The organism is Metallococcus carri, from assembly GCF_011440275.1.
GTDB classification, from domain to species: domain Bacteria; phylum Actinomycetota; class Actinomycetes; order Actinomycetales; family Dermatophilaceae; genus Metallococcus; species Metallococcus carri.
Genome location: NZ_JAAOIV010000006.1, coordinates 203,500 through 225,519 on the forward strand (window position 1 = coordinate 203,500; position 22,020 = coordinate 225,519).

The 22,020-nt window shown below is 69.7% G+C and carries 17 protein-coding genes and 2 riboswitches; of the genes, 7 read left to right on the top strand and 10 right to left on the bottom strand.

What is annotated here, in order from left to right:
- Nucleotides 1-31 precede the first annotated feature (31 nt).
- Nucleotides 32-1,210, top strand: a complete 1,179-nt coding sequence (locus tag G9U51_RS10050) for a dipeptidase (RefSeq protein ID WP_166196557.1) — start codon at nucleotides 32-34, stop codon at nucleotides 1,208-1,210.
- A gap of 855 nt (nucleotides 1,211-2,065) precedes the next feature.
- Here the strand turns inward: G9U51_RS10050 and G9U51_RS10055 are convergent.
- From G9U51_RS10055 to G9U51_RS10070, 4 genes are all read right to left on the bottom strand, one after another.
- Nucleotides 2,066-4,072 (bottom strand): HNH endonuclease signature motif containing protein, encoded by a 2,007-nt coding sequence (locus G9U51_RS10055; RefSeq protein WP_166196559.1) that lies wholly within the window; start codon nucleotides 4,070-4,072, stop codon nucleotides 2,066-2,068.
- An 872-nt stretch (nucleotides 4,073-4,944) separates the two neighbouring features.
- Nucleotides 4,945-5,250, bottom strand: coding sequence for a hypothetical protein (locus tag G9U51_RS10060; RefSeq protein ID WP_166196561.1), 306 nt, complete (start codon nucleotides 5,248-5,250; stop codon nucleotides 4,945-4,947).
- Nucleotides 5,247-6,848: a radical SAM protein gene (locus G9U51_RS10065; protein ID WP_235945882.1), complete on the bottom strand. Its 1,602-nt coding sequence runs from the start codon at nucleotides 6,846-6,848 to the stop codon at nucleotides 5,247-5,249. Before G9U51_RS10065 ends, G9U51_RS10060 begins: the two co-directional genes overlap by 4 nt.
- A complete protein-coding gene (locus tag G9U51_RS10070; protein WP_166196563.1) occupies nucleotides 6,845-7,642 on the bottom strand; it encodes a prolipoprotein diacylglyceryl transferase in 798 nt (265 codons plus the stop codon). The genes G9U51_RS10065 and G9U51_RS10070 overlap by 4 nt, the downstream gene beginning before the upstream one ends.
- A gap of 80 nt (nucleotides 7,643-7,722) precedes the next feature.
- Between G9U51_RS10070 and G9U51_RS10075 the strand changes: the two genes are divergently transcribed.
- Nucleotides 7,723-8,763: a TlpA family protein disulfide reductase gene (locus G9U51_RS10075; protein WP_166196565.1), complete on the top strand. Its 1,041-nt coding sequence runs from the start codon at nucleotides 7,723-7,725 to the stop codon at nucleotides 8,761-8,763.
- Nucleotides 8,764-9,058: 295 nt separating this feature from the next.
- On the opposite strand, the gene G9U51_RS10080 is transcribed toward G9U51_RS10075, so the two are convergent.
- Genes G9U51_RS10080 through G9U51_RS10090 form a run of 3 tightly spaced genes read right to left on the bottom strand, consistent with a single transcriptional unit; the run spans nucleotide 9,059 to nucleotide 13,228 of the window.
- On the bottom strand, nucleotides 9,059-10,000 hold the full coding sequence (locus tag G9U51_RS10080; RefSeq protein WP_166196567.1) for a hypothetical protein: 942 nt from the start codon (nucleotides 9,998-10,000) through the stop codon (nucleotides 9,059-9,061).
- Between the two features lie 34 nt (nucleotides 10,001-10,034).
- Nucleotides 10,035-10,733: an ion channel gene (locus G9U51_RS10085; RefSeq protein ID WP_166196569.1), complete on the bottom strand. Its 699-nt coding sequence runs from the start codon at nucleotides 10,731-10,733 to the stop codon at nucleotides 10,035-10,037.
- The gene (locus tag G9U51_RS10090; RefSeq protein WP_166196621.1) at nucleotides 10,730-13,228 is read right to left on the bottom strand and encodes a DNA translocase FtsK; all 2,499 of its coding nucleotides are present in this window, start codon (nucleotides 13,226-13,228) and stop codon (nucleotides 10,730-10,732) included. The genes G9U51_RS10085 and G9U51_RS10090 overlap by 4 nt, the downstream gene beginning before the upstream one ends.
- A 345-nt stretch (nucleotides 13,229-13,573) precedes the next feature.
- Nucleotides 13,574-13,688: riboswitch (SAM riboswitch) on the top strand.
- A 42-nt stretch (nucleotides 13,689-13,730) separates the two neighbouring features.
- On the opposite strand from G9U51_RS10090, the gene G9U51_RS10095 reads away from it, so the two are divergent.
- Entirely contained in the window at nucleotides 13,731-15,113 is a 1,383-nt protein-coding gene (locus G9U51_RS10095; protein ID WP_328823416.1) for an aminotransferase class V-fold PLP-dependent enzyme, read from the top strand.
- Nucleotides 15,114-15,147: 34 nt separating this feature from the next.
- Here the strand turns inward: G9U51_RS10095 and G9U51_RS10100 are convergent, their stop codons facing one another.
- Nucleotides 15,148-16,104, bottom strand: coding sequence for an endonuclease/exonuclease/phosphatase family protein (locus G9U51_RS10100; RefSeq protein WP_166196573.1), 957 nt, complete (start codon nucleotides 16,102-16,104; stop codon nucleotides 15,148-15,150).
- Between the two features lie 216 nt (nucleotides 16,105-16,320).
- Here G9U51_RS10100 and G9U51_RS10105 point away from each other — a divergent pair, with 216 nt between their 5' ends.
- The 4 genes from G9U51_RS10105 to G9U51_RS10120 all read left to right on the top strand — a co-directional run bounded on the left by G9U51_RS10105 (nucleotide 16,321) and on the right by G9U51_RS10120 (nucleotide 19,306).
- Nucleotides 16,321-16,953 (top strand): SatD family protein, encoded by a 633-nt coding sequence (locus tag G9U51_RS10105; protein ID WP_207948181.1) that lies wholly within the window; start codon nucleotides 16,321-16,323, stop codon nucleotides 16,951-16,953.
- Between the two features lie 31 nt (nucleotides 16,954-16,984).
- Nucleotides 16,985-17,380, top strand: coding sequence for a hypothetical protein (locus tag G9U51_RS10110; protein WP_166196575.1), 396 nt, complete (start codon nucleotides 16,985-16,987; stop codon nucleotides 17,378-17,380).
- A gap of 209 nt (nucleotides 17,381-17,589) precedes the next feature.
- Nucleotides 17,590-17,747: riboswitch (cyclic di-AMP (ydaO/yuaA leader) on the top strand.
- Nucleotides 17,748-17,751: 4 nt separating this feature from the next.
- Nucleotides 17,752-18,489: a transglycosylase family protein gene (locus tag G9U51_RS17865; RefSeq protein ID WP_166196577.1), complete on the top strand. Its 738-nt coding sequence runs from the start codon at nucleotides 17,752-17,754 to the stop codon at nucleotides 18,487-18,489.
- A 79-nt stretch (nucleotides 18,490-18,568) separates the two neighbouring features.
- Nucleotides 18,569-19,306, top strand: a complete 738-nt coding sequence (locus G9U51_RS10120; protein ID WP_166196579.1) for a transporter substrate-binding domain-containing protein — start codon at nucleotides 18,569-18,571, stop codon at nucleotides 19,304-19,306.
- Here the strand turns inward: G9U51_RS10120 and G9U51_RS10125 are convergent.
- Nucleotides 19,303-20,985 carry a ribonuclease J gene (locus tag G9U51_RS10125; RefSeq protein ID WP_166196581.1) on the bottom strand — a complete coding sequence of 561 codons (1,683 nt, stop codon included), beginning with the start codon at nucleotides 20,983-20,985 and terminating at the stop codon, nucleotides 19,303-19,305. The two genes, G9U51_RS10120 and G9U51_RS10125, sit on opposite strands and share 4 nt — an antisense overlap.
- The gene (gene dapA, locus G9U51_RS10130) at nucleotides 20,982-21,869 is read right to left on the bottom strand and encodes a 4-hydroxy-tetrahydrodipicolinate synthase (protein WP_166196583.1); all 888 of its coding nucleotides are present in this window, start codon (nucleotides 21,867-21,869) and stop codon (nucleotides 20,982-20,984) included. The genes G9U51_RS10125 and dapA overlap by 4 nt, the downstream gene beginning before the upstream one ends.
- Nucleotides 21,870-22,020 lie beyond the last annotated feature (151 nt).

Sequence of the window (22,020 nt, forward strand, 5' to 3'; positions counted from 1 at the left end):
GGTGCCCCGACCACGTGATGTGATGTGGCGTATGTCGACCGATCGCCTCGCGCACGTGCGTGACCTGCTCGCTGCTCACCCCCTCATCGACGGGCACAACGACTTGCCGTGGGCGGCGCGTGATCTGGCGAGATATGACTGGGATCAGGTCGACATCGCAACCGACCTCACCGGGCGGACCCACACCGATCTGGCGCGGCTGCGTTCGGGAGGTGTGGGCGCGCAGTTTTGGTCGGTCTTCGTGCCCTCCAATCTGCCGGGCAGCGCCGCGGTCACCGCGACGCTCGAACAGATCGACGCGGTGCATCACCTGATCGGCCGGTATGCCGGGGACCTCGGGCTCGCCCGCACCGCGGACGAGGTCGAGCAGGTGTTCCGCAGCGGTCGGATCGCCTCGCTGCTCGGCGCGGAGGGTGGGCAGTCGATCGACTGCTCGCTCGGCACTCTGCGGCTGCTCTATGTGCTGGGCGTGCGCTATATGACGTTGACGCACAACGACAACAACCCGTGGGCCGACTCGGCCACCGATGAACCCGCCCACGGCGGCCTCACCGACTTCGGCCGCGAGGTCGTGCGTGAGATGAACCGGATCGGCATGATGGTCGACCTGTCGCATGTCTCGGCCGACACCATGCGCGACGCCCTCGCGGTCACCGAGGTGCCGGTGATCTTCTCCCACTCCAGCGCGCGGGCCGTGTGCGACAGCCCCCGCAATGCCCCGGACGACGTGCTCGAGAGCTTGCGCGACAACAACGGGGTCATCATGGTGACCTTCGTGCCGGCCTTCGTGTCGCAGGCGGTCGCCGACTGGCGCGCCGAGGCGTGGGCGGCTGCGCCCGCTGCGGGGGTCGATCCCAAGGATCATGTCGCCTTCTCCGCGTTCGCGGCAGAGCGTATGGCGAAGGTTCCGGTGCCCACCGCGACCCTGGCCGATGTCGTCAAGCATTTCGAGCACATTCGCGAGGTCGCGGGCATCGACCACATCGGTGTCGGTGGTGACTACGACGGTGTCGACGTGTTGCCCGAGGGGCTCGAGGACGTTTCGGGGTATCCGCGGTTGTTCGCTGCCTTGGCCGACCTCGGGTGGAGCGACGAGGACCTGGTCAAGGTCGCCGGCGGCAACCTGCTGCGGGTGATGCGCGAGGTCGAAGCTGGCGCCCGCCAGGCCCAGCAGACCCGCGGCCCCAGCCTGGTGACCTTCACGCCCTGACGCCAGCACCGACCTCTTCTCGTCGGTTGAGCAAGGGCGAGGCGCCAGCCGAGCCCGCATCGAAACCCGTTGCAGCCCAGGCATTTTCGATGCGCTCGCCAGGTCTGGGCCGAAATCACTTTCCCTAGCGAGACCTCAACGGTGGGGCTGGGTGGCGGGAGGCGGCAGCGCCCCTTCGGGATGCGCCCCACCGGGAGCGGCGCCTTCGGCGCTTGCGGCGCCGCCGCCCAGCGCCCGCCGGAGCATCCCTACGGGGCGCCGCCTACCTCCCGCCCGCTCCGTTAGTTGAGCGCCGTCCTGAGTAGCGCGACGAAGGAGCGCGCGTCGAACCAGCAACGCTGGTTGAGTAAGGGCGAGGCGCCAGCCGAGCCCGCATCGAAACCCGTTGCGCCACAGCTGGTTTCGATGCGCTCGCCGGGTCTGGGCCGAAATCACCTTTCCCTAGCGAGACCTCACGGTGGGGCTGGGTGGCGGGAGCCTTCGGGATGCGCCCCAACGGGAGCGGCGCCTTCGGCGCGTGCGGCGCCGCCGCCCAGCGCCCGCCGGAGCATCCCTACGGGGCGCCGCCTACCTCCCGCCCGCTCCGTTAGTTGAGCGCCGTCCTGAGTAGCGCGACGAAGAAGTGCATGTCGGAACCCATGTCGAAAGAGCAACGCTGGTTGAGCAAGCGGAGGAGCGCAGCGATGACGCGCGTCGAAACAGCAACGCTGGTTGAGTAAGGGCGAAGCGCTAGCCGAGCCCGCATCGAAACCCGTTGCGCCACAGCTGGTTTCGTTGCGCTCGCCCGTTCCTCGCTCGCTTGCCCTTCGACTCGCTGCGCTCCCTCAGCACGGCGCTCAACCAGCGCAGGGGTCGTCAGCTGGTGTCCGGGTCGATGGCGTCCGGGTCACTGGTGTCGGTGCTGGGTTCGGTGGTGTCCCAGTAGGTTTCCAGCAACCCCGGCCAGGTCACGTACACCCGACCGGCCGGGCTGGTCCAGGTGCACCGGCCTCCCGGGGTCATCGTCACCGACCACCCGGATTGTTTGGTGCGGTGATGCCGCCGACACAAACATTGCAGGTTCCAGTCCGCCGTCGGACCGTCCGGCCAGGCGACCACATGGTCCAGGTCGGCAAACCTCGCCCCACGCGTACACCCAGGGAACCGGCACCGCTGATCGCGGCGTTTCACCCGCTCCCGCATCGACTCCGGCGGCCGATACGACTTACTGATCGCCTGATCGTCCAGGCGGTAATCCACCGGGTCGAACCCCCGGTGATCCGTGGTCACCTTCGACGCCGTGAACGCCGGGTGCCCGATCAACTCAGCCAGATCACTCCCGGTGATCGGCCCCGCCGTCGGATGCTGCACCACCTCCTCCGGGCCAACACCACCAGGCGAAGCAACCTCGTCGACCTCGTCGACCTCGTCGACCTCGTCGACTTCAGCGGGTTCGTTGGCCGTGGCCGTGCCAGGACGCTGGTCACCCGCAGCAGCGGTGCTAGCCGTTTCGCTGCCCGCGGTCTCCGCCGCGCCGTCACCCTCGTCAGCGTCAGCGTCAGCGTCGGCGTCGGTGGCGGTGTCGGCCGTGACGTCCGCGGCATTGGCGGTGGCGGTGTCGGTGTCGGTCGTGATGTCCGCGGCATCCTCGGTGGCGTTGGTGTCGGGGGTGTAGGTGTTGCACGCCGCCTGGGGTTTGAGCACGTCCACGTGCACGGTCAGGGACACGTTATGCATCGCGAGTTCGAACAACGCCGCAGCCCGGTGCTCCCCCAAGGTGTACGGGTCACCACCGGGGGTGCTCGCGTACTCCAGCCTCCGCGCAGCAGCACGCGCTTCGACCGCGTCCCTCAACGCCGCTGCTTGCCCGGTCGGCATCGCCGCGGTCAACAACGCCAACCCCGGCACCGAGTGCGGGTCCAACCACACCCCGGTCTGCTGCGCCTGCGTGCGCTTCTTCGTCCGCCGCGCCGCCGAAGCCTCCAACCGCTCCACCAACGTGCGCGCCGAACGGCGGGCCACACTACGCGCCCGATACTGCACCCCCCGCTGCAAGATCAGATCCTCCACCTGCTCACAGGTCTCCGGGCGCGCATCAGCAACCTCCCGCCCCAGGGTGGTCGCGGTCGCCCAATTCACCTCACCGGCACCGACCTGCTCCAACACCCGCGGCAACCGGGCGGTAACCAGCGCAGCATCCTCGATCAAGCCACCAGCCTCATAGTCGCCCAGCCCGAGGGCGGGACCGACTTCTTCGTGCGCCAACGCTGCCTGATACCCCACCGGGTGTTCCACCGTGGGCCCCAGCACCCCCGCCGCGGAATGATCCGCCGGGTCAGCCTGATCAAACCGGGCAAACCGGGCCACCGCCCGCGCCCGCACCGCCAAGGCTTGCTGAGCCACCGCATGCGCCGCCGCCACCGTCGCCAGATACCGCTGACGCAACCGGTTGGACCGCTCCACCTCAGCCGCCTGCTGCGGACTCAACACCCCAGCCGACACCAGCAATGACTCCGGCATCGCAGCGAACGCGTCCGGCACCCCCGCCCGCGGGTCGGTCGGCACCTCAGTGTCAGCGAAAAACCGGTCCGGGGCACCCGGGGCGAACGGGTTAGCTTCACTCAACCGGTCGAACACGTTACGGGTCAGCACGCTGATCGCGGCCAACTGCACCTCAACCAGGTCGAACCCGCGCATCCCGGCAACCTCGGGGTCGGTCGCCACCTCCATCGCCGCCGGCAGCCCGTCTTCGAAAAGCACCGACTCGATGAACTCCCGCGCACCAGTGGACTCAGCTCCGATCCCACCAGCCGCCTGCACACTCACCGCCTCCCGGGCAGCACCATCGGTGCTGCCCGGGAGGGTCGGTGCGGTGATCGGCATACCCCACAGTTTACCCGAACAGGTGTGCGGATGAAAGACGTTGTGGACAGTTTTTTCGTTGTGGCACAACAGTTTTCGAGCCACCTGGCGCGGGCATACCCGGTGCGGTCGAGTATGCCAGCCACCACCGACAACACCCGGGGTCCACCAATGGATTCGACGCGGGACTCGCAAGCTCGCCCCTTGCTCAACCGGCGTCGAGGTCAGGGCGGTTTCGATGCGCTCGCTCGTTCCTCGCTCGCTTACTCAACCGGCGTTGAGGTCAGGGCGGTTTCGATGCGCTCGACCGGCGTTGAGGTCAGGGCGGTTTCGATGCGCTCGCTCGTTCCTCGCTCGCTTACTCAACCGGCGTTGAGGTCAGGGCGGTTTCGATGCGCTCGCTCGTTCCTCGCTCGCTTACTCAACCGGCGATGGGGTCAGGGCGGTTTCGACGCGGGACTCGCCCGTCGACTCACTCTGCCCCTTGACAGCGGATACCTACGACTAACCGCTGGACGAGCTGATGACGGCCACGCAGATCCCGGCGAGTATGACAAAACCGACAGCTCCAGCGATCAGCAAGTAGGCAAAAACCTGGAGAGCGATTTCCCATCCGCTTTTCGGCGGTTTCGGCGGTTTCGGCGGAGGTCGCATCGGCCCGCTAGGTGGCGGCATCGGGCCAAACTGTCCCGGGCCGCGCCATCCCGGTGGCCCCTGTCCTGGGCCGCCCTGCGGCGGACCGCTGCGCGGGGGCACCGGAGCACCCAGTCCTGATCCGCCCTGCCCTGAACCGCCGTGAGATGGATTGCCCGACCACCCCTGCGGCGCACCGCTTCGCGGCGGCGCATAAGGCTCGTCCTCGCGCGGATCGCGTTCGCGCTCAGGAGGATTCGTCACAGCCCCCACCCTCCCTGCGTCACGCGCCAGGCAAAACCCAGCACGGCCAGCACCGTCAACACCCCAAGGTAAACCAGCACGACGCGCGTGTCCCCCAGCAGACAACGCGACCTCAGCAATCCGGCCCGCCGCGCCCGCAGATAACCGGAGAATCCGAGCCCGGCGAACACCAGCACAGCGAGCGGCCCGAGCAGCCAGCCGAGCAGGCAAACCGTGGCAAAGACGCACAACCGCAACGGATCACCGCCGCGCGGGTCCTCAACCTGTAGACGCTCGGGCACCACTTGCCGAGGATCGCTCATCGCAGGTCCTTCCCGATCGCGGTCGAGATGCGCTGATCGCTGAGCGGACGCCACGCCTGCACGGCGCAAAACGGCGCACACTGATGCGCGCCGCCCTCTCCGACCGTTGCCACGTGCACACAACACTGGGTCAACCGCTCTTCGATCATCGTGTTGATGTCCATGAACGGTTTGACCGTCACCCGCACCACACGTTCGCCGAGCAGCGCCCGCAACCGCGCGGCGCCGCCCGGCAGCTTTCCCGACGCCAGGGTCGCGAGGGTGCCCACGCCCAGATCACACGCCGCGCAGATATCGCCCCACACCCGCGCCATCGACGGGTGGGACAACGACGACTGTTCCGACAACAGGTCGAGGATCGAGGACTTCACGACCTTTCTCAATTCCGCGGGAAGCTGTTGATCCGCAATGCGATTCGCGACCAAGTCGGGTGCCAGGTCGAGTAGTTCGAGCATCCGGTCGTGACCGAGCAGCGAGGTGAGCGAACGCCATACGCCCGAATCGTCGCGCAGCAGGTAACCCACCGAGCAACAGTGCGGGTGCGAGCACGGCAGCGCCGTGAGGTCTGACCAGGTCACCCGCCCGGAGGTCTGCGGCCCCAGCCGAGCGAGGACTCCCGTGTGGGTGAGCCGGTCCATCGGGTCGATGCCGCTCGCGCGCCCCGAGCCGAAGACAGGTTGGATCGTCACTCCCCCGATGTATGGCGTCGCCAGGGCTCGCTCGACGACCGCGCCGATCTCGTGGTCGTTGACCCCGAGCTGGGCGGTCATCGTGAGCGTGGTGAAGACCCCCGCCTCGGACAACCGCATGATCGCCGCCTCCTTGAACCGCCGCAGGTCGGCTCCGCGGTGGTGTACCGAGGCGGCCGCGCTCGGGCCGTCATACTGCAAATAGACCTCGACCCGCTCCCGATGGCGAGCCAAGGTCGCGAGCAGTTCATCCGACTGCGCGACGAGAAGACCGTTGGTATTGATGAGGATTCGCACGATCGGGCGCTTCACCAGCTCGTCGAGCAGCTGCGCCAACTGCGGGTGCAGGGTCGGCTCCCCACCTGACAGCATGAGCACATCGATGCGCCCGTTCTCCCGCGACAACCGGGTGTCCACCGACGCCAGCACATCGGCGACGGAGACCACGGACGCCCGCGCCGGCGCCGACTCCGCAAAACAGGTCGGGCACTTGAGGTTGCAGTGCTCGAGCAGGTCCTCCAGCAGAATGCAGGTGTGCTGGGTCTGCATCTCCGGCAACCCGCGCAGGTATGCCGACGGCAGCGGGTCGAAGTTGCCCTCCGCGTCCGGGACGTGCAGCTTGGTCGGAGCCGTCCACTGCTCCAGATAGCGCAGGATCTCCGGCGACTCGTCGTACAGCGTGCGCACCAATCCGTGTGTGGCACAACCGCGTTCGAGCCACACCCGGTCGTCGCGCACCATCAGCCGAGCAGCCAGCCGGTGCACCTGACTGAGCGGACGCTCCGGCTCCGCCTCGTGGCACAGCGGACAATAAGCATCGACATAACGATGAATCCGGTCGCCCCGCAACGGCATTCCCGCCCCGACCGTCGCCCGGCCAGCACCTGCCCTCGCATCGGTGGTCGTCATGCCCGCACCTCACTCAGTCGTCCTCCGACCGCGGCCGGCTCCCTGAACCCTCCGTGGCGAGCCCGCCAGGCGATCCGCGCGAGCAGGAGCGGCACGGTCACCACCAAGAACAGCTGCGGCCGCGTCATATCTGCCCAGACCACTTCGTTGCCCCTCACGAATTCGACGAAGAAGCGGAAGACGCCATACGCCGCCATGTACCAGACGAATAGCGTCCCGGCGCGAAAGTCCTTGTGCCGCAACCACATCCACATCAACCCGAAGCAGACGGCGTGAAAGGCGATCTCATAGGCGAAGGATGGATGCAGCGGTATGCCGGCCGGTGCGCCCGTGCGCGCTGCCTGGCTCGGTGACAGCGTGATGCACCCGGCAGGACAACCGACCCAGGCAGTTCCGGGCTTCTCGGTGAGCAAACAGCCGATCCGGCCCACCACCATTCCTGCGGCGACGGCCGGAGCGAACAGGTCGCCGGTGCGCAGGCGGTAACCAGTGAGCTTCTTGCCGACATGCACGCCCAACCAGGCACCAACCAGACCGCCCAGGATCGACCGGTTGCCGTAGAGCCACTGCTGCACCGGCGAGGCGTTGCGGCTGAGATCGAGATGCTGCAGCCAGGTGCCCATCCGCATGAAGATCGCACCACCGACCAGCGCGGCGGCCACGATGTACAGCAGTCGCGCGTCGCCGCTGCGGCCCCGCCGCCGGGCCTCCACCACGAACACTCCGGCCGCCACGCCGACGCCGAGCCCGACGAAGAGCTCGTGGATATCGACCGGACCCCACCTGGTCAGCATCGCCCCATCCTGGCCCATCCGGCGCTGCGCTCGGCGCCAACGCCGCCGTGCACACCGGCCCGGCGTTTTAGACTCCGGTCGTGAACTCGCCCGCCCTCGTCGTCCCCGCGGTGCTGCTCGCGCTCGTGCTGGTGGCGAGCGGGCTGCTCAAGGCCCGCGACACCCGCACCGCCGAGGACGCATTCGTCAGCCTGCGGTTGCCCGCCGTGCTCCGGCGGTTGCGCGCCCCACTGCTGCTGCCGTATGCCGAACTCGTGCTCGCCGCCCTGCTGCTCCTCACCCCCGCCCCGCTGTATGCCGCGGTCGCCGTCGCGACCCTGCTGCTTTTCCTCGCGTATGCCGTGGTGGTCGCCCGGGCGCTACGGTTCCCCGAACCCGTGGAGTGCTCGTGCTTCGGCCGGCTCGGCACCGGCGAGATCACCGGCCGCACCCTGGTGCGCAACGGTCTGCTCGTGCTGCTGGCAGCCATCGCCGTGATTGACGCCCTGGCCGGCCACAGCGTCGTCGGCCGGTTGCGCGATTTCGACGGCACGGCATGGGGCTGGCTCGCCGGGGTCCTCGTCGCGGTGGTGGTGACCGCCGTGGTGACGGTCGGCTCGGGCCGCGACGGCGGTCGGCATACGGCTGGCCGCGCCGACGGGCGGCATACGGCAGGTGACGCCTTCACGGAAGGCGACGAACTCGACTACCAGCGCCAGCCGATCCCCTACGGCAGCCTGCGCAGCACCGACGGCGCGATGTTCACGCTGTCCGAGCTCGCCGCGGAGCAACCGACGCTGCTCGTCCTGCTGAGCATCGGCTGCGGGCCCTGCGTGCGCACCATGAACCTGCTGCCGGCCTGGGCACCGCAGCACCCGATCCTGCGGGTCGTCGCCGTGCCGTCGTCGGAGGCCGCGCCCGAGCAACTGCCCGACCTGGGCGCGTCGATCACCTGGATGTTCGACCCCGAGCGGATGCTTGCCCGCACCTTCCCGCTGGGTTATCCGAGCGCGGTGCTGCTCGGCCGGGACGGGCTGCTCGCTGGCGGCCCGGTCGGCGGTTACGAACAGATCGCCGCCTTCCTCGACGACATCGCCACCGAACTCGCCGAGGTCGAACAACTCACCGAGGCGTCCGGATGATCAGGGCTTAGGCAGTCGGCGGCTGCGCGCCCTTCTCGCCGCCTCTGCCCTCGCCTCCGGGCCTCGCTGCGCTCGTGTCCGCGGGCTCAGTCGGCGGCGCATCCTTCCCGCCGCCTCTGCCCTCGCCTCCGGGCCTCGCTGCGCTCGTGTCCGCGGGCTCAGTCGGCGGCGCATCCTTCCCGCCGCCTCTGCCCTCGCCTCCGGGCCTCGCTGCGCTCGTGTCCTCAGCTCAGTCGGCGGCGCATCCTTCCCGCCGCCTCTGCCCTCGCCTCCGGGCCTCGCTGCGCTCGTGTCCTCAGCTCAGTCGGCGGCGACCGAACCGCACCAGCGCCGCCGCCAGACCCACCAGCCAACCGGTCCCGACCACCCAGAAACCACCCGTCATGACCGCACGCTCGATCATGTCGATATTCGGGGTGCGCTCGGCCGCCACGGCCAGGCCGGCGGCCTTGGCGACCACCGCCGCGGGCACGCTCGCACCCCAACCCGCCAGGAAGAGCAGCCCACGTGCGCCAGCACGCCCGGCCGAGATCGCCGCCAACAGCACGAGCACGAAGACCAGCACGCCATACGCACCGGCAGCCACACCGGTAGCGGGCACGAAATTGCCACCGACGTTCAGGGCAGCATCGCCCGGCCAACCCGCAGAGAGCACATCGGTGAGCAACCGACCGATCCCACGCGGCACCTGCCGAGCCTGCACCAGCCAGGCGGCGACCGCCATCGACGCGCCCGCAACCACCCCAGCGGCCAGCGCCGGCGGGAACGGGTTGTACCGCTTCTCCACATCACGCGGCGCGGGGTAGCTCTCCCGGTCCTTGCCGTATGCCGGGGTCGCGCTCCCCTCAGCCCTGCCGTATGCCGGGCTCCCGCTCGGCTCACCATCGAGGTCACGGTCACGGTCCCGGTCGAGGTCACGGCCGCGACCGAGATCCCCATCGCGGTCGAGGTCGCCGTCGGTATCCCGGCCGGCGCGTCGGTCATGCTCGTCCTTGCCCGGACCGTCCAGCCGGTCGTTCCAGTCGTCATCGCGAGCGGTCGGCCCGGAGGCCCCGGCAGCGCGTTGTCCGGGCGGGGTGTAGCGGCGGGCCGTCCCACCCCGGCGCGGCCCGGCCTCGTCTCGCCCGAGCTGCGAGGTTCCCTCGCGGTCGAAGGCCGCGGTGTCGCCGGACGTGTCACGCCCGATGAACTCGTCCCGGCGGAACTCCTGCGTGCGGTCGTCGTCCCGGTTGCTCATCAGCTGCTCCTTGATCGGTGCGATCCAGTCAACGTCAGTTTCCGTCGTTCTTGCGCAGATGCAGGATGGTCAATCCGACCAGGCGCGCGACGACGATCGCCAGATAGTTCACCCCAGCGAGCTGCTCCATCATCACCATCGAGCGGGCGTGTCCCCCGATCGGCGAGATATCCGACAGCCCGGTCCCGGTCATCGTGGTGAACGACAAGAAGAGCAACCCCATCCACGACAACAGTCCGTCGTGCGAGGCGGCGAATTGCGACGGCCCCCAGATGACCTGCACCGCGTCATACACATAGGCGAAGCCATAGGCGACCACGGTGAAGCAGGCACCGGTGGCGAACAACTCGTCCTTGCCGACCACGTCGTCGGCGAACATGTACCGCAAAATCCCGTATGCCGTGTAGCCGTAGAACGCCGCGTGGGTGACATCGGTCGCGATCGACACCGCAGCCACGTCCGGGAGCAGAAGTTGCACGAAGGTCAGCACCATCGCCGGCACGCCGAGCAACAGCGAGACCCAGTTGAGCGCGGGAGTCCGGCGCACGGCATACACCGCGATCGCCAGCACGAGCATCTGGATGATCGAGAAGATCGACCGCCCGACATCGGAGTTCTCGGTGAACGGGTAGACCACGATGCCGAGCAGTTGAGCCACGAGCAGCACCCCGCTGGGGTGCACCCGCATGGCGTGCCAGAGCCCGCGGCCGGGGATCTGGGCGGCGAGGGTCATTCGGTCCTGCCGGTGAGCTCCCAGGCATCCTCGGACTCACCAGTGCCCTCGTCCTGCGCGTCGTAGACCTCGTCGCCGCCCGGCACGTCCTCACCGCGCAGCAAGGCGAGCGTGGTCGGCAGGTCGTCCGGCTTCACCAGCACATCGCGCGCCTTGGACCCCTCAGACGGGCCGACGATCCCGCGGCTCTCCATCAGGTCCATCAGCCGGCCGGCCTTGGCGAAGCCGACGCGCAGCTTGCGCTGCAGCATCGAGGTCGAACCGAACTGGCTGGAGATCACCAGCTCCGCGGCCTGCAGCAGCAGGTCGAGGTCGTCGCCGATGTCCTCGTCGATCTCCTTCTTGGGCGCGTTGACCGCGACGTCATCGCGGTAGGTCGGCTTGAGCTGTTGCTTGACGTGCGCGACGACCTCGTGCACCTCGGATTCGGTGACCCAGGCGCCCTGGACGCGCATCGGTTTGCTCGCGCCCATCGGCAGGAAGAGCGCGTCACCCTGCCCGATGAGCTTCTCCGCGCCGGGCTGGTCGAGCACGACCCGGCTGTCGGCGAGCGAGGAGGTCGCGAAGGCCAGCCGCGAGGGCACATTGGCCTTGATCAGGCCGGTGACCACATCGACCGAGGGCCGCTGGGTCGCGAGCACCAGGTGGATGCCGGCGGCCCGGGCGAGCTGGGTGATGCGCACGATCGATTCCTCGACATCGCGCGGCGCCACCATCATCAGGTCGGCGAGCTCGTCGACGATCACCAGCAGATAGGGATAGGGCTGGATCACCCGCTCCGAGCCGGGCAGCGGCTGCACCTTGCCGGCCCGCACCGCCTTGTTGAAGTCGTCGACATGCTTGTAACCGAAGGCCGCCAGGTCGTCATAGCGCGTGTCCATCTCGCGCACCACCCACTGCAGGGCCTCGGCGGCCTTCTTGGGGTTGGTGATGATCGGCGTGATCAGGTGCGGGATGCCGTCATAGCCGGTGAGCTCGACCCGCTTGGGGTCGACCAGCACCATCCGCACCTCGTCCGGGGTCGCGCGCATCATGATCGAGGTGATCATCGAGTTCACGAAGCTGGACTTACCGGCGCCGGTCGCACCGGCGACCAGCAGGTGCGGCATCTTGGCGAGGTTGGCGATGACATAACCACCCTCGACGTCCTTGCCGACGCCCATCACCATCGGGTGGTCGTTGCTGCGCGCGGCCTGGCTGCGCAGCACATCACCCAGGCTGACCTTCTCGCGGTCGGTGTTGGGGATCTCGATGCCGATGGCCGACTTGCCCGGGATCGGCGACAGGATGCGCACGTCGGCGCTCGCGACGGCATACGCGATGTTCTTCGACAGCGCGGTGACGCGTTCGACCTTGGTGCCCGGGCCGAGCTCGACCTCATACCGGGTGACCGTGGGGCCACGGGTGAAGCCGGTGACCTGGGCGTCGACGTCGAAGGACTCCAGCACCTTGGTCAGCGCCTCGACGACGCGGTCGTTGGCGGCCGAGCGGGTCTTGTGCGGGGCGCCCGGCGCGAGCAACTCGTTGGACGGCAGCGTATAGGTGACATCGCCGGCGAGCGCGAGCTGCTCGACGCGCTGCGGCAACGGCGTGGTCGGGGGCGCCTGGAGCTCGGACTTCGGTGGGTTCGCGAGCACGGGCGGCGCGCTGGGTGCTTCGGTCGCCGGAGCGTCGGCCTGCTGGTCGTATGCCGGGGCGTCGCCTTCGGGCACCTTCTCGCCCGGGCGCAGCACCCGCCCGGACTTGGTGCGGCGTGGCACGACGACGGCTGCCTGCTCGAAGGCCTCGTCACCATCCAGCTGCGGGTCGTCGTCGCTGGGGCGCTTGCGGCGGCCGCGGCGCTTGGGCTTGGCTCCGTCGATCTGCTCCCCGTGCAGGTCGAGTGCGACGGCGTCGACCGGGCCGTCCTGCTGCTCGTCGCGATCGGCCAGGTGACCGTAGAACAACCGGTCGGTCACCGCGCGCACCCGCTCGGGGATGCGGTGCACCGGGGTTGCGGTAATCACGAGCAGGCTGAAGAAGCCAAGCAGCAACAGCAAGGGGGTCGCGCCCCACGCGGTGATGCCGGCCACCAGCGGCGAGGAGGCGAGGAAGCCGATCATGCCGCCGGCCGCCTCGATGCCTTCGCGCGGACTCGGGGCGGGCACGCCCTTGGCGATGCTGACCAGACCGCAGGCCGCAACCATGAGCAGGACGAAGCCGATGCCGATGCGGTTGGTGGCGTGGTCGCCACGCGGCGAGCGCAACATCCGGACACCGAGCAGCAGCAGCACGACCGGCAGGGCCAGCGCGACCATGCCGAAGGTTCCGGCGACCACGGTGTGAATGAGCGAGCCGAAGAAGCCGGACAGTCCCCACCACTCACCAGCCGCCACCACGATGGCGGCGGCGATCAGGCTCAGGCCGGCGCCGTCGCGGCGCAGCTCGGGGTCGAGGTCGCGCGCCGAGTGCCCGACATGCCGGGCGGCACCACCGGCGACATGCGCCACACCCATCCAGGCGCCGCGAGCCGCGCGCAAGGGCAGCGGCAGCCCGCCCGAGGCCGGCTTGCGGCCGCCACGGGCGGTGCTGCCGGCCGCCTTCTTCGCCGGCGGACGGCTCGAACTGCGCCCACTGCTGGGGCGGGTCCCGGAGCTGCGGCTGCGGGAGGGCGATGACTGACGGGTGGCCACGGCGCCAGCCTAGCCGTCCGTCACACCAGCCCCAGGGATCACACGCCGCCGGTGGGTTCGGCGCGAATCCGGGCCGGCGGCTCGGCATACCGTCCGAGTGCTGGACCGAGCGTCCAGGCTGCGAGATGGGTGGACGGGCCGGCGGGGACCGCTCTAAAGTCCCGGCCAGGTCATGAGTCTCAGCGTCAAGCCCCGGCTTGCTGAGCGGCAACCCTCCTCCGCGGTGGGGTGCTCCGGGTGACGACCGGGCCGACCTACGCCCGTGGGCCGGCAAGCGCGGATCACCGGGTGAGTCCCAGTGGTCCACCGACCACGAGGAGTGACCGTGTCCGTCTCCGCCCCGAACCTCCCCTCGACCGAGGCCCCCACCCGCCGACTCTCGCTCGTGCCGGAGGGGGTGACGCCGCCCCCGGCCGCCGTCGCCGAAGGGCTGCCGCGCACCGTCCACCACGAGCTCGGCGTGCCGACCATCGACCGACGAGTCGTCGACTTCGCCAATTTCGACCACGGCGCGACCGCGCCGGCGCTGATCTCGGTGACCGAGACCGTGGAGAAGGTGCAGCGCACCTACGGGTCGGTGCACCGGGGTGCCGGCTACACCAGCCGGCAGACCACCGCGTGGTTCGAGCAGGCCCGGCGCGAGATCGCCGACTTCGTCGGTGCGCGCGCCGACGACCAGGTCGTCATCACCCGCAACACCACCGACGCGTTGCGCCTGCTCGCCCACGCACTGCCGCGCCGCACCCAGGTCTTCGCCTGGGAGTCCGCTCACCACGCCGCGCTGCTGCCGTGGTCGTCGGCGCGGACCACCCGCCTGCCGGTGCCACACAGCGCCTCCGACGCCCTCGAGCTGCTGCGTGAGGCGCTGGCCGCCAGCACGGCGCGGCACAAGATCGTGGTCATCACCGGTGCCTGCAATGTCACCGGCGAGGTCTGGCCGGTGCGCGAATTGGTCGAGGTGGCAACGGAATTCGAGGCGCGCACGGTGCTCGACGCTGCCCAGCTCGCCCCCCATCACCGCGTCGACATCGCCGACTGGGGCGTCGACTGGGTTGCCTTCTCCGGCCACAAGACCTATGCGCCGTATGGCGCGGGCGCGCTCGTCGGCCGGACCGACTGGCTGGACGCGGCGACGCCATACCTGCCCGCCGGAGGCGCAACGCGAGCCGTCGGCGCGCGCGGGGTCCAGTGGCAGACCGGGCCGGCGCGGCACGAGGGCGGCACGCCGAACGCCGTCGGTGCGATCGCGCTGGCCGCGGCCTGCTCCGCGCTCACCCGGCACCGCGAGCGGATCGAGGCCCACGAGCGGGTGCTGCACCAGCGGCTGCGCGAGGGGCTCGAGGCGATCCCCGGCGTGCGGCTGGTCCACGCGCTCGGGCCCGAGCGGCCCAATGTCGGCGTGGTGAGCTTCACCATCGACGGGATCGACTGCTCGCTGGTGTCCCAGGTGCTCGCCGACGAGCACGGCATCGCGGTGCGGGACGGCCGGTTCTGCGCTCACCTGCTGTGCGACGCGATCGTCGGCGGGCGGGGCTGTGCAGTGCGCGCCTCGATCGGCCTGGCGACCCAGCCGCACCACGTCGAGCGGCTGATCGCCGGGGTGCGCCGGCTGGTCGAGCACGGGCCGGCCTCGGCATACGACCACACCGACGCGGGCTGGGTCGCGCGCGAAGACCCGCGACTCGTGGACGAACCGCTGCCCTGGTGACGCTGCACGCTTCAGTTTCCGGAACTGAAGACTTTCACTTCACCCTGATCCTGGCCCAGACGGCCCGGTGATCCGTGCTGGGCACCGCGTCGGTGCCCGCCGCCACCACGCCTAGGTCGCGGGTGAGGACGTGGTCGAGCTGCACGAAAGGCGGGTAGGCACGCCCCTGCGGCCAGGTGCGCACCCAGCCCGCCCCGGCCGCGGCATGGGCGTCGGTCATGGTGTCCGCAACGGCACGGTAGGCCGGCATCGCGCTCGAGGCGTTGAAGTCGCCGACCATCAGCAGCGGTATGCCGCCCGGCTGGGCCCGCCGCCAGCTGGCAAGCGCGGCGAGGTCGGCACGCCAGCGATCGGCGAGCTCGGGCACCGGCGCCGCCGGGTGCACGGCGCGCACGGTGACATCGCGGGCAGCATGGACCACGACCTCGGGACTGTCCCCGAATCGGCCGCCCGGATACGGCTCGCCCGGGTTGGCCGCTCGCAGGGTCAGCCGGTGCGTGCTGCGGACGATCGTGCCTCCGATGTCCGGTCCGGCCACTCCCGCCTGCTGGGGCAGGATGTCGCTGAGACCGGCGGCTTCGAGTCGTTTGAGCGCGCCGGGCGTGCACTCGGTGAGGACGAGGATCGTGGCGCGGCGCTCGCGCAGGAGCCGGACGATGCGGCCCGCGTCGGCAGCGCCGACCTCCATATTGACCGCGACAACGACGTCATCGGACGCGTTCGCGGCCACGGTGTCCGGGACGAGCGCTCTGACCGCGAGGGTGCCCGGAACGAGCGCGACGACGAGGGTGGCCGCGCACAGCCGCCACGATCGCAGCGCTGCCGCCACCGCGACCAGGACGCCGGCGGCGATGCCGAACACCGGGAACACCGACTGCAGCTGCGGCATCCGGCCGGTGCGATCGACCCAACGCGTGGCGATCAACAGCGCGACGATCACCGTCAACCCGGCCACCACCATCTCGGCGGCGCGCCGTCCCCCTCGCTTCACGCCGGGATCATGTCACCTGGGCCCAGCGTCCGCAGATCCGCACCACCCCTCGTGCGCCCACGCGGACACACGCGTGAGCCCCCGCGCAGGGTCCGCAGATCCGCACCACCCCTCGTGCGCCCACGCGGACACGCGAGCGGAAACCCACGGCATACTCCATGACAGCTATCAGCTTCACTTCCCACTTCTGAAGCTTTTCGCTTTATCATGGCCGATGTGAGAACCACCACGTATGCCGTGATCGCCGATGTGGTGCGCTCGCGCGAGCACGCCGATCAGGTCGCCCTGCATGACCGGTTGCTGAGCGCGCTCGCCCGGTCCACCGCGACCCATCCCGCGACCCGCCCGCTCGGGATGACGACCGGGTCGGACGAGTTCCAAGGCAGCTACGACACCCTCGGCGCAGCGCTCGCCGCGACCGTCGACCTGCGCCTCGACCTGTTGCCCACCGTCGACATCCGGTGCGGCATCGCGCGTGGTGCATCAACGACGCTGACCGACCGGCCGGGCGGTGCCGACGGTCCCGCCTGGTGGGCCGCGCGCGCGGCGATCGAACTCGTCGAAGACCGCGCGAGCAAGCCCGCCACCGCGACCGCACGGGTCTGGTATTCGGCCGACGACGACCCACGCGCCCCCGCGGTCAATGCCGCGCTCGCCTCGACCGACCAGCTGCTCGCGGCACTCGACGAACGCGGCCTCCGACTGCTCGCCGGACTGCGCGCCGGCCGTTCGCAGGCTCAGCTCGCGACGGCCGAGAAGATCAGCGAATCCGCTGTCTCCCAACGGATTCGGCGCTCGGGAGCCTTAGCGATCGTGACGGCGGCGCAGCTGCTGTCCGAGCTTGACTGACCCTGTCACCGCCGCCCGATAACGTGGCCGCATGACCCAGGTGCTGATCGTCGTCGGGCTCGGCCTGGTGGCCGTCGTGCTCGGTGGTCCGCTGACGGTTGGCGTGTTCAAGATCGTCGACCGCTCCCCCGCGCAGCAGCACACCCCACACACCTCACCGATGACCGACGACACGCTCGAGTCGGCAGCGAGCCTGCTGCGTGGCGGCACCTGGATCGGTGTGCTCGAGCGCATCGCGATCTACGCCTCCCTCGTCGCCGGCTGGCGCGAGATGGTTGCCGTCGCCCTCGCGATCAAGGCCCTCGGCCGCTACCCGGAGCTGCGCAGCGGGGACAACCCGGCGGTCGCCGAGCGGTTCATCATCGGCACCTTCGTCAGCGTGCTGTGGGCCTGCGCAGCGGCAGCCCTCGCGATCTGGCTGAGGTGACCGCCGGCGGCATACGAAGGGGTGGGATCTATACCAGAACGCGCTGATCGCGCCACGCCGAGGGGCGGGCGAGTTTGAACTCGCTTGACCAATTGCTTACTGTCGAGTCTGGTGTGCACCCCGACCGCGCACCACGACAACCCAAAAACCATGGGCCGACGTCCCCTGCGCCGGCCCGTATGCCGGTGGCAGGCGCGCCGAACCTCGCCGACTGCCACGCACCGGGAACCTCCCGGCGGTGTTGCGAGGGTGGGGGACCCACAGATGTCCACCCACGGTGGCTTGGGGTGAAGCCGGTTCCGACCGGCCGGGCAACCTGACCGTCCGAACCCGACAGCTAACCCCGCAGGCGCACGTCAGGAAAGGAACCCATGTCCTCTATCTCGATCAGCAAGCGCGTGCTCGGCCTCGGCCTGGCCAGCGCTGCCACCGTCGGTGCGGGCGCCGTCAACGCGACCCAGGCCCACGCTGACACTTCCGTTTGGTACCGCGTCGCAGCCTGCGAGAGCGGTGGCAACTGGAGCATCAACACCGGCAACGGCTTCTACGGCGGCCTGCAGTTCACCCAGCAGACCTGGGCGGGCTATGGCGGTCTCGCCTACGCCCCGCGCGCGGACCTCGCGAGCGTCTCGGCTCAGATCACCGTCGCCCAGCGCGTGCTCGCGGGCCAGGGCCCCGGCGCCTGGCCGGTGTGCTCGGTCAAGGCCGGGCTGACCCGCAGCAACGGTGGTGGCGGCGTTTCCGCTCCGCCGCAGCAGGCTGCCCCGGCCCCCGCGCCGAAGCAGCAGACCGCGCCGAAGCGGCAGGCCGCCCCCCAGCAGGCCGCGCCGAAGAAGACGCACAAGCACACCTCGCGTTCGACCGCTCGCCCGCAGGCGCAGTCGACCAAGGCTCCGGCCTACACCCCGAAGCACCACCACGCTCCTGCCACCCAGGCCCGCAAGGCCGTTGGCAAGTCGTACACGGTGCAGGCCGGTGACACCCTGTCCAAGCTCGCCCAGCGTTACGACGTGAACGGTGGCTGGCAGGCGATCTTCGCGAACAACCGCGGCACGATCAGCAACCCGAACCTGATCTTCGTCGGCCAGATCCTGCAGCTTCCTGCCTGATCTGTCCTCGCGGCCAACGGCCGTCGTCCCCTCGCGGGACGGCGGCCGTTTCGCATGTCCGGCTGACAAGATTGCCGGTATGACGTCCTCCCGCCTCACCGCCGCCCTCGCCCCCACCGGCACGCTGCGTGCGGTCATCAACCTCGGCAACCCCGTGCTCGCCGGCGGCACCGCGAGCGATCCGACCGGCGTCACCGTCGACCTGGCGCGTGAACTCGCCGACCGTCTCGGCGTGCCGGTCGCCTTCACCACCGTCGAGGCGGCCCGTGACTCGTTCGCCGCGCTGACGGCCGGCGAGGTGGACCTCGCCTTCCTCGCCGACGAGCCGGCCCGCGCGGCCGAGGTGACGTTCACCGCGCCATACCTGCTCATCGAGGGGGTGTATGCCGTGCCCGCCGACAGCGACCTCGACCACGCCGACGACGTCGATCGGCCGGGGAATCGCGTTGGGGTGAAAGAGGGTTCGGCATACGACCTGTTCCTGACCCGCACGCTGCAGCACGCCACGATCGTGCGCGGCAGCGACGGCCTGGAGGTCTTCGAGTCGGCCCGGCTGGAGGTCGCGGCCGGCATCCGGTCGGCGGTGCAGGCGCAGGCCGAACGGTTCGACGTGCGCGTGCTCGAGCCGGCCTTCATGCAGATCGCTCAGGCGATCGCAGCGCCCAAGACGTTGCCGCCGGTCGCGACGTCCTACCTGCGCGCCTTCGTCGAGCACGCCAAGTCGACGGGGTTCGTCGCCGACGCCCTGCGGCGCGCCGGCCAGCAGGCCACCGTCGCTCCCCCGGTGACTTCACCGGAGCGGCGCGAATCGAGTTAGGCGTCGATGACGATCGGGATGATCATCGGCCGGCGACGCAGCTTGCCGCCGATATAGCCGCCGACGGCGCGGCGGATGATCTGCTGCAGCTGGTGGGTGTCCTCGACGCCCTTGCGGCGCGCGTCTTCGAGGGCTTCCTCGATGCGCGGGCGCACCTTGTCGAAGACCGCCTCGTCCTCGGCGAAACCGCGGGTGCGGATGTCGGGGCCGGCGGCGATCTTGCCGGTGTTGGAGTCGCGCACCACGATGATCGTGACGAAGCCCTCGTCGCGCAGGATGCGCCGGTCCTTGAGCAGCGTCTCGTCGGTGGTGCCGACGAGCGAGCCGTCGACATACACATAGCCACACGGCACGACACCGGTGATCGACGCACGGCCGTCGACCAGGTCGACCACCACGCCGTCCTCGGCGACGATCACATTCCGCGCGGGCACACCGGTGAGGATCGCCAGGTCGGCGTTGGCGACCAGGTGGCGCCACTCGCCGTGGATCGGCATCACATTGCGCGGCCGCACGATGTTGTAGCAATAGAGCAGCTCACCCGCGCTGGCGTGGCCGCTGACGTGCACCAGGGCGTTGCCCTTGTGCACCACCCGAGCACCGAGGCGCATCAGCCCGTTGATCACGCGATAGACGGCGTTCTCATTGCCGGGGATGAGTGAGCTCGCCATCAGCACGGTGTCACCCGGCCCGACGTCGATCTGGTGGTCCCGGTTGGCCATCCGCGACAGCGCGGCCATCGGCTCGCCCTGCGAGCCGGTGCAGACCAGCACCACCTGGTCGTCGCGCAGGTCGCCGAGCTTCTTGGCGTCCACGAGCAGCCCGTCCGGCACGTGCAGATAGCCCAGGTCGGCGGCGATGCCCATATTGCGCACCATCGACCGGCCGACCATCGCGACCTTGCGGCCGTGCGCCTGCGCGGCATCCAGCACCTGCTGCACCCGATGCACATGCGAGGAGAAGCAGGCCACGATGATCCGGCGCTCCGCGGTGGCGAAGACGCGCTCGATGGCCGGGGTGATGTCGCGCTCCGGCGTGGTGAAGCCGGGCACCTCGGCATTGGTCGAGTCGGTGAGGAACAGGTCCACACCCTCCTCGCCGAAGCGCGCGAAGGACCGCAGGTCGGTGATCCGGCCGTCCAGCGGCAGCTGGTCCATCTTGAAGTCACCGGTGATCAGCAGGTTGCCACCCGGCGTGCGCAAGAACACCGCAAGCGCGTCCGGGATCGAGTGATTGACCGCGACGAACTCACAATCGAAGGGGCCGAGCTTCTCGCGCGAGCCCTCCTTCACCGTGAGCGTGAAGGGGGTGATGCGGTGTTCCTTCAGCTTGGCCTCGACCAGCGCGAGCGTCAGCGTCGAGCCGACCAGCGGGATGTCCGGCTTGAGCCGCAACAGGTAGGGCACGGCGCCGATGTGGTCTTCGTGGCCGTGCGTCAGCACGATCGCGTCGATGTCGTCCAGCCGGTCCTCGATGTATTCGAAGTCCGGCAGGATCAGGTCGACGCCGGGGTGGTCCTCGGGGAAGAGCACGCCGCAGTCGACGATGAGCAGGCGGCCCGCATACTCGACGACCGTCATATTGCGGCCGACCTCCCCGAGGCCGCCGAGCGGGACGACGCGGACGCCGCCCTTCGGCAGGGCGGGGGGCGGACCTAGTTCGGGATGGGGATGACTCACTTCACTCCTGCAGCGGTGAGCCCCGCGCGCAGGATGTCGCGGTGCTCGGGGGTGGCGGGGAGCAGCGGCAGGCGCACCGCGTCGGAGTCGATGACTCCGAGCTCGGCGAGTGCGGCCTTGGCCATGATCGCTCCCTGGCTGGTGTTCATCACCGCGTCGACCGCGGGAATCAGCCGGGTATGGATTTCGCGCGCGGTGCGCAGGTCGCCCTGGTCCACCGCCGCGATCAGCTGGGCGTAGTCATCGCCGGCGACGTGGCCGACGACCGACACCAGCCCGACCGCGCCGACGGCGAGCCAGGGCAGGTTGTTGACGTCGTCGCCGGAGAACCACAGCAGGCCGGTCTCGGCCATCAACTGGGTCGCGGCGAAAAGGTCGCCCTTGGCGTCCTTGACGGCCTGGACCTCGTCGATCTCGGCGAGCCGGCGGATGGTGTCGGAGGCGAGCGCCGTCGCGGTGCGGCCGGGGATGTCGTAGGCCATCGCGGGCAATCCCGTTGCGCCACAGACGGCACGGAAGTGTTCGACGATGCCGGCCTGGGTCGGCTTGTTGTAGTAGGGCGTCACGATCAGCACGTTGTGGGCACCGGCGGCGGCCATCGCCTTCGCCGCGTGCACCGAGTGCGCGGTGTCGTTGGTGCCGACACCGGCGGTGATCCGTGCGCGGTCCCCCACCGCGTCGACGACCGCCTTGACGGTCTGGACGTTCTCCTCATCGGTCGTGGTCGCCGACTCGCCCGTGGTCCCGTTGACCACGAGGCCGTCGTGGCCGTGATCCACGAGGTATGCCGCGAGCGCCGCCACCCCGTCGTAGTCGATGGCTCCGTCGGGCTTCATGGGCGTGACCATCGCGGTGATCATGCGGCCGAAGGGGGTGGAGGTCATGGCCCTCAGGTTATCGGCTGCACCCGACGGGCTCGGCACCGACCGGGCCGCACTGGTCGCAGAAAGTGATCGCGCGTTGCCACCCGCTCGGGGGTCCGGGTGGCAACGCGCACAGATGACATCGCGCGGCCGTCCCGGCCGTTACCGCGGT

What these genes read in the sequence shown, in the direction of transcription:
- G9U51_RS10070 (WP_166196563.1), bottom strand. Translation starts at nt 7,642, where the DNA reads ATGCTGACCAGGTGGGGTCCGGTCGATATCCACGAGCTCTTCGTCGGG.
- G9U51_RS17865 (WP_166196577.1), top strand. Translation starts at nt 17,752, where the DNA reads ATGTCCTCTATCTCGATCAGCAAGCGCGTGCTCGGCCTCGGCCTGGCC.
- G9U51_RS10065 (WP_235945882.1), bottom strand. Translation starts at nt 6,848, where the DNA reads ATGACGACCACCGATGCGAGGGCAGGTGCTGGCCGGGCGACGGTCGGG.
- G9U51_RS10085 (WP_166196569.1), bottom strand. Translation starts at nt 10,733, where the DNA reads ATGACCCTCGCCGCCCAGATCCCCGGCCGCGGGCTCTGGCACGCCATG.
- G9U51_RS10060 (WP_166196561.1), bottom strand. Translation starts at nt 5,250, where the DNA reads ATGAGCGATCCTCGGCAAGTGGTGCCCGAGCGTCTACAGGTTGAGGAC.
- dapA (WP_166196583.1), bottom strand. Translation starts at nt 21,869, where the DNA reads ATGACCTCCACCCCCTTCGGCCGCATGATCACCGCGATGGTCACGCCC.
- G9U51_RS10055 (WP_166196559.1), bottom strand. Translation starts at nt 4,072, where the DNA reads ATGCCGATCACCGCACCGACCCTCCCGGGCAGCACCGATGGTGCTGCC.
- G9U51_RS10110 (WP_166196575.1), top strand. Translation starts at nt 16,985, where the DNA reads ATGACCCAGGTGCTGATCGTCGTCGGGCTCGGCCTGGTGGCCGTCGTG.
- G9U51_RS10080 (WP_166196567.1), bottom strand. Translation starts at nt 10,000, where the DNA reads ATGAGCAACCGGGACGACGACCGCACGCAGGAGTTCCGCCGGGACGAG.
- G9U51_RS10090 (WP_166196621.1), bottom strand. Translation starts at nt 13,228, where the DNA reads ATGGGTGTGGCGCATGTCGCCGGTGGTGCCGCCCGGCATGTCGGGCAC.
- G9U51_RS10120 (WP_166196579.1), top strand. Translation starts at nt 18,569, where the DNA reads ATGACGTCCTCCCGCCTCACCGCCGCCCTCGCCCCCACCGGCACGCTG.
- G9U51_RS10050 (WP_166196557.1), top strand. Translation starts at nt 32, where the DNA reads ATGTCGACCGATCGCCTCGCGCACGTGCGTGACCTGCTCGCTGCTCAC.